The sequence below is a fragment of the uncultured Cardiobacterium sp. genome, from assembly GCF_938028185.1.
Lineage (GTDB): Bacteria > Pseudomonadota > Gammaproteobacteria > Cardiobacteriales > Cardiobacteriaceae > Cardiobacterium.
Map to the genome: position 1 here is coordinate 1 of NZ_CALJAH010000188.1, position 10,013 is coordinate 10,013.

At 53.2% G+C, this 10,013-nt stretch carries 7 protein-coding genes and 1 tRNA gene; 1 reads left to right on the plus strand and 7 read right to left on the minus strand.

Annotated elements, in window-relative coordinates; all coding sequences use genetic code 11:
- Window positions 1-130 precede the first annotated feature (130 nt).
- Window positions 131-217 (plus strand) — tRNA-Leu (locus Q0349_RS05545).
- A gap of 54 nt (window positions 218-271) precedes the next feature.
- On the opposite strand, the gene Q0349_RS05550 is transcribed toward Q0349_RS05545, so the two are convergent.
- The 7 genes from Q0349_RS05550 to Q0349_RS05580 all read right to left on the minus strand — a co-directional run.
- The gene (locus Q0349_RS05550) at window positions 272-3,067 is read right to left on the minus strand and encodes a zincin-like metallopeptidase domain-containing protein (RefSeq protein WP_298079886.1); all 2,796 of its coding nucleotides are present in this window, start codon (window positions 3,065-3,067) and stop codon (window positions 272-274) included.
- Window positions 3,068-3,070: 3 nt separating this feature from the next.
- On the minus strand, window positions 3,071-3,646 hold the full coding sequence (locus Q0349_RS05555; RefSeq protein ID WP_298079887.1) for a lytic transglycosylase domain-containing protein: 576 nt from the start codon (window positions 3,644-3,646) through the stop codon (window positions 3,071-3,073).
- Window positions 3,639-4,817 carry a hypothetical protein gene (locus Q0349_RS05560; RefSeq protein WP_298079888.1) on the minus strand — a complete coding sequence of 393 codons (1,179 nt, stop codon included), beginning with the start codon at window positions 4,815-4,817 and terminating at the stop codon, window positions 3,639-3,641. The genes Q0349_RS05555 and Q0349_RS05560 overlap by 8 nt, the downstream gene beginning before the upstream one ends.
- Before the next feature lies 1 nt (window position 4,818).
- Complete coding sequence (locus tag Q0349_RS05565; RefSeq protein WP_298079889.1) at window positions 4,819-7,008, minus strand: DNA topoisomerase 3; 2,190 nt, start codon at window positions 7,006-7,008, stop codon at window positions 4,819-4,821.
- Window positions 7,008-7,577, minus strand: a complete 570-nt coding sequence (traF, locus tag Q0349_RS05570) for a conjugative transfer signal peptidase TraF (protein ID WP_298079890.1) — start codon at window positions 7,575-7,577, stop codon at window positions 7,008-7,010. The genes Q0349_RS05565 and traF overlap by 1 nt, the downstream gene beginning before the upstream one ends.
- The gene (locus tag Q0349_RS05575) at window positions 7,574-9,409 is read right to left on the minus strand and encodes a type IV secretory system conjugative DNA transfer family protein (RefSeq protein WP_298079891.1); all 1,836 of its coding nucleotides are present in this window, start codon (window positions 9,407-9,409) and stop codon (window positions 7,574-7,576) included. The genes traF and Q0349_RS05575 overlap by 4 nt, the downstream gene beginning before the upstream one ends.
- Window positions 9,406-10,013: hypothetical protein (locus Q0349_RS05580; RefSeq protein ID WP_298079892.1), on the minus strand; the 608-nt coding region annotated here is incomplete at its 5' end. The genes Q0349_RS05580 and Q0349_RS05575, both read right to left, overlap by 4 nt.

Below are 10,013 nucleotides of genomic sequence, written 5' to 3' on the forward strand. Positions count from 1 at the left end.
GCCTTACAGCGTAAGGGCTGCGGCGTTTTTTAGCACCCGTTTTGTCCATTACGCCAAATCGGACAATAACCCTAAAAAACACAAAGACTTCTTGACAAAACAGGCAAAAAAACCCATCATGCGCGCCCACGCCCGGATGGCGAAATTGGTAGACGCAAGGGACTTAAAATCCCTCGGTAGTGATACCGTGCCGGTTCGACCCCGGCTCCGGGCACCAAAATTCATTGAATTTATTAGTGCTTTTTTTGTTTTTGGCGTAGAGGTGGCGTAATTACATAGAACGAGAGCGTCGTTTTTTCTGCGCATTTTCTTCGTCAGCCTTTCTTTGCCGGACTTCTTTCTCCTGCATCCTTTCCTGACTTTGCTTCTGGGCTTGTTGTCGCTCTTTATCTTCGGCGACGTTGCCACGTGCAATTGACAGCCCCGCTTGCAATTGCCGCTTGACCGCTGCCAGTCCGGCGATCCTGTGCAGGTCGGAAAAGTCCGAAAATTCTTTTCCCACCTGATTGCTGGCAAATTGTGGCACTGCGTAATGTCCGCCAACTGCTTTGGCCGCCGCCTTTGCACTTTCCAAACCACCGTTTTTCAGTCCCTTGGCAACATTGTGCTGATCGTTGTCCCCGGCGATGAAAAAACTGCGGTGGGGGTACATGGCTTTCAGTTCTTCCGCGACTTCCTTCAAATTGGAGTCTTGGAAGGCGATAACCACCGGCTCTCCTGTCGCCATGTGAATGCTGGCACCCGTAGCAACACCGGTACTGATGATGATCGGCTCCGCTTTGTCCGGATTGAGCTTTTCTTCCGGGTGCGGTTTGTACTCCCGGGGATAATCACTGCCAAGAATTGTGAAGCATCCGGACACTTTGCAGCCCGACTCAAATTGTTTGAACCCGTTAGCGCCAATGCTTTGCAGGCTTTGTAGCTGAAAATCCTTGTTTATCATCGGAATCAGCAGGTTGCCTCTTTTGTCTTGCCGGATGCCCAGCTTGTTCACGATGTCAAAATCCAGCTGTTTTTTCACCAAATATGGATGATTGTCGTTGGCATAAGGGGCTTGTTCCCACTTCTTGGCCGCCTCTTTTTGCGCAAGCCACTGTACGGCTTCTTGCTCCCGTTCACGCTCTGCTTTTTGTGCGGCCAACTGTGCACGTTGTTGCGCTATTTCTTCCGGCGATAAGCGCTGTCCGTTGTCATGTTTCCAGTTCTCCTTGTGTCCGGTGACAAAATTTTGGATAAATCCGGCGGGCTTCAAGCCGTCCAGATGCAGCTTGTAGGCACCATCACGCCCATGCGGTCTACCCTCAACCGGCACGCGATGTAATTGACCATCGGCTTGGATGTCTTTGACGACCAGCCCGGCGGAGGCCAGTGCCAAGGCAAATTCTTGCACCGGATCGCTGTTTACCGGGGCAGTTATTACCCGATTTTGCGGTATCCATTTTTGTAGCGGTGCAAGATCCACGCCTTCTGGGGCATACCAGCTTTTGGCTACCCCATCCCATTTCGCACCTAAAGCTTTGGCATCTTCTTTTTCTTCAAAAGGGACTGCCAAAAAAGTTTTTTTCTCCGCAATGTGAGCTATATTCATGTCCGTTTTCTGCCAAATTTGTTTGCCAATTGAGTCCAAAGCGTCAGCAAGCGCATAAGCATCATCTTGAGATGGTGTATCAAGCAATAACGTTCGTGAATTGTCATTATTGATGGCAAAAACCATCCAACCTTGCGCTGGAAGCGGCATATCATCCGTGAATATCACCCCTGTTCCCATATACTGGGCAACACCTTTGGTAATCGTAACCCCTGACCATTGCTGAACATCCAGATTGTCTGCCAAATACTGTTGCAACACTGCGCGGACAGAAGCATCAATATTCTGTTTTCCCGCCTCGTGCTGAATATTTTCACCTGCCATCCATTTTTGTAGCGGTCTTGGATCAACATCCGGCGGAATGTACCAACTTTTTTCTCGACTATCCCATCGTGCACCCAAAGCCTTGGCCTGATTTTTTTCGGCATACGGCACATCCAGATAAATCCGTGCTTCCGGTACCGCTGTTTGAACATTCGGAGCCGCCGCCTGGGCGACAGGCTCATTTATGGTCATGGTCTGACGTTCTTGCTGCTGTTGCTTCCGGTCAATTTCTTGGTGCTGTTCTAGATGACGATCAAAGGTGGCGATGTAATTACTGATAGAAGCCGCATCCGCGCTGGCATGAATGATCTCTTGCGGGTCGTCTTCCAAGACTTTCAACCAACTGGCAACATAGCTGGCATGTTGGCTTGGGTCATGTGGTATGCCGTAGCGCTGCGCGTTCATGAAGGATGAGATCTCGGCGCGCAATTCTTCTTTGGCGTAACCGGTTGATCCAAACGGGTTGCTGAGATCTCGGCCAAGACGGGAAAAATGTCCTGTCCAGTGTCCCAATTCGTGCAGAGCAGTAGCGTAGTAGCCTGCCTGACTATTAAACTGATCCCGTTCCGGCAGCATGATGTAGTCTTCCGTAGGACTGTAAAAAGCCCGATTGCCACGACTATGACGGATGTCTGCCTTAGAGGCCTGCAAAATAGCTTCAACACGGTCATTGACTTCGCCCGGTGGAGGCAGCCGCTCTTCCAGTGGTGGCAACGGCGGCATACCGTCGATTTGCTCGGCATTGAAGACGCGCGCCGAAAAGATGCGTGGTTTGTCATAGATATGGAATTTCCGCATGATTTCGCCGTTTTCATCCAGTTTCGGGTTGCCTTCCTCATCAAGAACATCGCGCATTTCGCCCTTTTTGACGTATTGCACGGTCAAACCGCTTTCCCCCTTGCGTACTTGCGCGCCCATCTCCTGCGCTTGCTTGTAGGTCAACCAGCGCGGGTCTTCATACTGCGAACCGCACAGTCGCAAGTAGAGTGAGTTGGAGCCCCGGTACTGGTTGCCCGTGAACGGGTTGTACGGCGCGCTGGCCATCGCTTCTCCCGGCTGCCAGGGCCGTTGCCAAGGGGCTGTGCCTTCCCGGATGGCCTTGATCAGTTCGGCGGCGATTTTTTCGCTGTGCGTTTTTTCATATTCCTTTTCCATGTATTACTCCGGTTGGGATGGGGACTGTTCGTGCTTGCTGCCGCTGATGCTGCTGACATCAACAGCGGTAGGCGCGCGATATGCCTGTGCCAGTTGTGAATTGTTGATACTGCGCTGACGTGTTTTCCCTCCCTGCTGGTAAACCTTGCCGACGTAGCCGTTGGCGACGCCGCGTGTGGGGCTACCAGTGTTGTAGGCGCTGATTGCGGCGCGTAATGCTTCCGCCTCGTTTTTTTTCGCCCGGTGGGTGGTATAGAAGTCTTTCAGAACCTGTCCACCTGCGGCGATGTTGTTGCAGGGCTCAAACAATGCTTCGATGCGGTTGGCGTAGCCAAGCCTGCCAAAATTGCTGCTGTTGATCTGCATCAAGCCAACATCAACGGTGTAACCTTTATCCATGTAATGCTGTGTCAAACGGGCTGCTTCTGCTTGGCTGTCAGCTTGTATCTGCCCTAATCCATTGACGTTGATAGCCAAAGGGTTCCCTTTGCTTTCTACGTCCATGATCCGGATGATGGTATTTGGTGCGACGTCAGGTGCACACACGGGTATAAGCGCAATAAGTGCTTCGCTAATCATGATTTCCTCCATTGATGGCTTCGACGACGGGGACACCCAGCCACAGCGCCCACAAACGCAGAGATTGGCGTTGGGCATTTTGCAGTTGCATGGGCGCCCACCAGATACTGGCAGGTGCGATGACAATTTCTGGGCGGGAGAAGGTGGTTTGCAGCATCGGCCACAGCACGACGTGTTCAAAGCAGATGGCGAAACCGACGCGCAATCCGGCGACATCAGCCGTACTTGCACCCAGCCAGTGCGCATGAAACCGGTTTGCTTTGGCGCCAAAGGGGTTGTACATACCGCCGGTCATCGGCAGCCGCTGCGCGTAGAGGGTGCGGACAGCGTTGGCGGTGATGGCGACGATGATGCCTTCCGGCCGACCTTGGTTACGACGGTAGGCGCCGATCAAAACCGTTTTGTGCGGGTGGTTGTCGCGTAAATAGTTTTGCCATTGCCCGGCGATATAGTTGTCCAAGTCGCCTCCCACGGATTCCGGGAAAACGTCAAGCAAACTGTCGGCATCAAGCATGGCCTGCATCTGCCAGTGGCGGCGTAAAATGGTAAGTACGTCCGGCGGCGCGACTCCGTAGGTGCCGATGGCAAATTGGGTTTGATGCGTCCGAATAAACGGGACGGTATTGATAGCCGGTACGCTGTAGTGGACGACGGCATGCCCGCCTGCGAGCAGGAGGAAGACGCAGCGTCCGATGCTGGGCTGGTACAACGTCGCGCTCACGATGCTCATCAGCGCCAGCATTCCCGGCAAAGACAGCCAGCCCGGGTGCAGTTGTGGCAACCACAGCCCGGCGGCAAGCAGCGGATGCGCCCAGCCGACCAGCATCACCGGAGGCAGGGCCAGCGCCAGACACAATAGCGGTATGCCGCAGAGAATCCGTGCCGTCCGTTGCCGCTGCCAGCACAGTACCCCGGCAAAGTAATGCGGCACAGCGGCGGCCAGCCACAGAATGACGCCAAAGAGTGCGCCATGATCGAAAAACACCATGCTGCCGCCAATCAGACCTCGTGTGGCCGCCAACACGTAGAATGCCGGAACGAACCCGGCCAGCCAGCGGTTGCTGACTAGCGTCCACAACACCGGTATCAATCCGATCAACGCCAATGGTCGCGGGTCGATACCGATACCCCATAACCAGCCAATAGCGGCAGCGGCAGGCAGTGCCAGCACATTACAATTTCGGTTTCCCATTGTTGTCAAAGGTCGTGTATTTACAGTCCGGGAAACCGGAACAGCTCCACCAGAATTTCTTCTTGTCTTTGGCCGAGGGGCGGCGTATCAACCCCTTGCCGCATTGAGGGCATAGATGTTCGCTGCTCACTGTTGTTTTCTTTTTGGCGTCCAGATCGGGCTTGCCCCGCTTGTCCGGGAAGGTCGCTTTGCAGTCGGGGTAATTGGTACAGCCCCAAAATTTGCCGCTCTCGCTTGTCCTTTGCCGCAGATGGCCGTCCGCGCAGTTCGGGCATGGCGGCAGGTCAACCTTGATGTCCAAGCCATCCCGCTTGACGCGGCTGATTTCGTCGGTCACGGATTGCTCAACTTCGCTCAAAAGCGCCTGCATAGTCAGCTCTCCGGCTTCAATTTTCTTTTGCTTTTCGTGCCATAGGGCGGTCATGTCCGGTGTCGTCGCAAAATCCGGCAGCGCATCGATCAGTTGTCGCCCCAAATCGGTGCTGATAATGTCCTTGCCCTGTTTGGCAACGTAATTGCGGGTAAAGAGCGTATCGATATGGCTGTCACGTGTCGCCGGGGTACCGATACCGCCTTTTTCGTCCGCCTTGTCCGCATCCTTGTCCAGCAGCAATGCCTTGATGCGCGGGTCGCTGACGTATTTGGCAACCGAGGCTAGGTCTTTCAGCAGTGTAGACATGGTGTAACGCTTCGGCGGCTTGGTCTGTTTCGCGAGGGCGGCGGCGTCACTGATGTTGCCGCTGTCGTCCTTAACCAGCTCGGCTAGTGGTGTGGCGCTATCAGAATTTTCCTGATCACCGTCCTTGTTATCTTGCGCATCGATGCTGTCGCCAATGACGGTACGCCAGCCGGGGCTGATTTCCGTAGTGCTGGTTGCCACGAAAATATAGCCAGCTACCTCAAATAGCGCTTTGCTCTTTTCCAGTACGCGTGGCGGGTAAAACTGGGCGATGTACTGCTCGGCGATCAGGTTGTACACCTGCTCTTCACGTACATCGAGGGCATCTGTGGCGGGAACATTCTCAGTAGGAATGATGGCGTGGTGTGCCGTCACTTTTTGGCTGTTGAATGCCTTGCTGCGCAACGTAGCATCGGCATGGGTGGCGGTTGCAAAGCGCTGTTCCAGAGCGGACAGCAATGTAGGGGCATCTTCATGACGCTCGTCGTTGAGATAGCGGCAGTCGGAGCGGTTGTAAGTGATGGCACGATGTTTGTCGCGCAGGGCTTGGGTGATTTCCAGCACCTCTTTCGGTGTCAGGTTGAATTTTGCTGCTGCTTCGGCCTGCAACGCCAGCAGGTTATAGGGTAGCGGTGGCGCCACTTCTTCTCGCTTGGTGTCGATATTGACGACCTGCGCGCGCTGACCATTGACAGCGGAAGCGATATTTTCGGCAAATGCCTGATCATTCAATCGCCCTTTTTCGTCAACCGGATCACCGTCCGCGACTTGATACCGTGTCTCAACCTGCATGGCAGCGCGGGCATTGACCGTGTTTTCTGGCAAGTTAATGGCTGCGCGTACCACAAAATAATGCGCGGCCTGATGTGATTCGATTTGGCGATCACGGCGCACAATCAGTCCAAGGATTGGCGTCTGCACACGCCCAACAGACAGCACTCCGTCGTAACCTTTTTGTCGAGCTAGCAATGTGTAGGTGCGGGTCAGATTGTAGCCATAACGCTGATCACCAACAGCACGTGCTAGCGCAGATTGTGAGAGCCCGGCATAGGCAGCGTTGTCCGCCATCGCTGCTACCGCTTTTTTGATAGCCGGTGCGTTGTTGTCGTTGATCAGTATCCGCCACACGGGTTTCTGCACATTGGCGTATTCGATCACTTCATCAACCAAGCGTTGCCCTTCCGGGTCAGGATCACCGGCATTGACCAGTTCATCTGCCGTCCTGATCCAGTCAATAATTTTGGTCAGTCTCTCGGCATGGCTGTCCAGCGGCACGGTGCGGATTGGCCAGTGCAGCGGCATATCGGCCAACTGCCATTTCTTGTAACGCTCGTCACATTCTTCCGGATCAACCAAGCGCAACAGGTGCCCGGACAACCATGTAATTTTGTCACCATCCGGGAGAACGAAGAGCCCGTCTTTCAGGCTACCGCCCAATGCGTCACTGATAGCAGCAGCAACTTCACGCTTTTCAGCAATATATAGTTTCATTATTGATTATCTCCAAAGGTAATGAAGGGGCGCATGATGCCGCGCACTCCAGCGAGTGGCACAGCACCAAAATAGCGGCTGTCCCACGAATAGGGATTGGGTGCAGCAAGCCACAACATGCCGTCGGCAACGATACTGTCAGCTGGTTGTTGCGGCATGAGGTGATGTGAGCCGTCCTGCGCCAGAGGGCGGCTGTTGGCAATCAGGACACCATTGACGTGCACACCCTCGGCGTTGATATGGATAAGATCGCCGGGAAGCCCCGCGACGGTTTTCAAGAGTGGTCGTAATTGATGACGACATGACGTATCCAGCCATACCATCTCCACGTAACCACGCGATGCGGTGAGGTCGGCGATCTCGCCGTCGAGGCAGATGCGAACAAGATCACCGCGCCGAATGGTAGCCGGGTCATCACTGATTTGTCGGTAGAGACCGAGCGGTTGTGAATTGCTGAAATTGAAATACAGTCCGAAGAGCGGCATGCAGAAATGAGCGGCAAGCAGAATGAGACAGATGGCAATCAGGCTGTTGAGTATCCAGCGGATGGGGCGTTTCAGTTTTTTCACAGCGCAAAATCCCGTGTTTTGGGTGTCAGTACGTCACTTTTTTCTGGCGGTGGTACGGCCGCGCGTTCGCGAAATGTCTGATCATTGAAATAGAGGATCTGTGTGCCACGAATGGGGGCGCTACCAGCCACAAAAACCAGCAATTCTCCCGCTTCTACAATGCGTTCATTCTCTCCATGCCCCTCCTTTTTGGGTTTTTTCAGTCGCATCACTTCGTCGGTAGTGATCAGCGGCCGTTGGTGTTCGCGGTAGGAACGGTTGTAGCTTTTAGCCGCACCACCGAAGCGCGAACCGGACACGCTGACTTCTTCCTTGATGACCGTCGCAGTGCCGCTCATCTTGGAAAAAACCTCTGCCGTCTCTACTTTTGTTGGCGCATAACCGATACGGATATGGCAGTTGGCTATGATTTTTTCTTCGCGAGAATAAATGGCATTGAGTTGCTGAATATCTTGGCAAATGATGTAAGCCTTGATGCCATAGCCAGCCATGAATGCCAGCCCATCTTCAATGGCGTTCAGCTTTTTCAAAGCTGGAAATTCATCTGACAAGAGGAGTAGTCGGTGTTTGTAGTGGCGTACTGAGCGTCCATCACGAAATTCCATTTTCTCAGTGCGGCGGCGCACAATCTGAGTCATGATGAGACGGATCAAAGGGCGCATCCGGTCTGCGTCGGACGGTCGGTCAACCACATAGAGCGTAACCGGCTGCTCGTGATCCATCAGGTCATCAATACGAAAATCACTCCTCGCAATATGTCGTGCCACTATGGGGTCGCGGTAAAGAGACAAGTTGGCGATCGCCGTAGAGACCACAGACGAGAGTTCTTCCTCTGCCTTGTTCAGCATAGCGCGCGCCTCAGCGGCGACGACGGGGTGAGCACCGCTATCGGTATGTTCGTATTCCAGCATCTCTTGCAAGACATCCGTCACGGGCATGTCCGGATTGGACAGCAGCGTTGCCACATCGGTCAGATTAGCCGTGCGCTGCTCCTCTTTTCGTATCTTGTACAGCGTGTGCAGTATCGCCCCGGTCAGCAAGGCAAAGGCCGTCTTGTCCCAATGGCTTTCCATCCCCTTGCCCTGCGGGTCAACAATGATGGCTGCCAAGTTTTGTACATCACCCACCGCGCGTTCATCATCAAGTCGCACTTCTGCTAATGGGTTGAAACAGCAACTTTCCGCCTCAGGATCTCCTTCAATGAAATTGCCCGGGTCAAATTTCAATACGGCATTACCGGCGTATTGCTGCCGCCAACCGGCAGTCAATGCCCAGTTTTCCCCCTTGATGTCATACACCAGTGCCGATTCCGGCCAACTGAGCAGCGTGGGCAACACCAGCCCGACACCCTTGCCGGATCGCGTTGGTGCAAACGCAATGATGTGTTCCGGCCCGTCATGGCGTAGATACCAGGTTTTGTCGTTCTTATCTGTCCATGCGCCAACATAAACCCCTTTGCAGTCCAGCAATCCCGTTTCCTGAATTTCTTGCTTGCTCGCCCAATGTGCCGAGCCATGCAAATCATCCATTGCCGATGTATCACGTTTGATCAGCATGATTCGCATATAAAACACCAATAACATCATCGTTAATGTCATCAAGAAAACGGCAATGCCGGTCATCACGATTTGGGAATGCGTGTCATAGAATCGCATCGACCATTTCAGCCAATCCCACGGCCAATACCAATATCCCTGCAAAGGCTTGCCCAACGCCTGATGATATTGCCAACGCCAGGCCAATACTTGTGTTGCTGCCACACTGGCTATTGATAACGCCAAAAGCAGAATGACAATCTTGGCAACCGCTCCGGGTTGTTTTTTCTTTGTCATGAACGACCTCTTTTTTTCGATTGTGGTTGAGTCAAATGTAAATAACCGTGCTTATCCAGCGTTAATTTCTCACCCCGGCGGAACTTGTTATGTGCAAAATTTTTCTGTTCCGTAGTAATGGGTTTAATCCAGATAATGTTATTGCGTTCGAGTAAAACAACAGATTTCCCGTCAATGTCTCTAATGCCTCGATAAATAAACTCCCCGTGTTCGTCTTTCTGCAACATTTGATGAGGCAAAACATCCTTTGCCTTACCGACAAGAGCATTACGCTGCACGATCCAGTCTGCAATGGCGCTGTTCTTTCTACTGCTTTCCGTTTGCCTCGGTACTTCCGCCAGTATTTTTTCTGCTGCTGTGCGATACTCTTGCGGTATCTGCTCCATGACGGTATTGACACCTCGCTGGCTTGCCTGTCTTTTGAGCTTCTCCAAAGCTCCCATATGGCCGTCCACGGCTTTCTTGACGAGGAAAGTTTGCCAAGTAGGCAGAGGGTGCTTTCCCCGTAATGTTTGGCGCTCTTGGCGGTTACGTTCCTTGCACTGCTGATATTCCCCACGCCTCGCTTCGCCCAATTGTTTGTAGAGATTAAATTTCTGCCGAT

What these genes read in the sequence shown, in the direction of transcription:
- Q0349_RS05550 (WP_298079886.1), bottom strand. Translation starts at nt 3,067, where the DNA reads ATGGAAAAGGAATATGAAAAAACGCACAGCGAAAAAATCGCCGCCGAA.
- Q0349_RS05555 (WP_298079887.1), bottom strand. Translation starts at nt 3,646, where the DNA reads ATGATTAGCGAAGCACTTATTGCGCTTATACCCGTGTGTGCACCTGAC.
- Q0349_RS05565 (WP_298079889.1), bottom strand. Translation starts at nt 7,008, where the DNA reads ATGAAACTATATATTGCTGAAAAGCGTGAAGTTGCTGCTGCTATCAGT.
- Q0349_RS05575 (WP_298079891.1), bottom strand. Translation starts at nt 9,409, where the DNA reads ATGACAAAGAAAAAACAACCCGGAGCGGTTGCCAAGATTGTCATTCTG.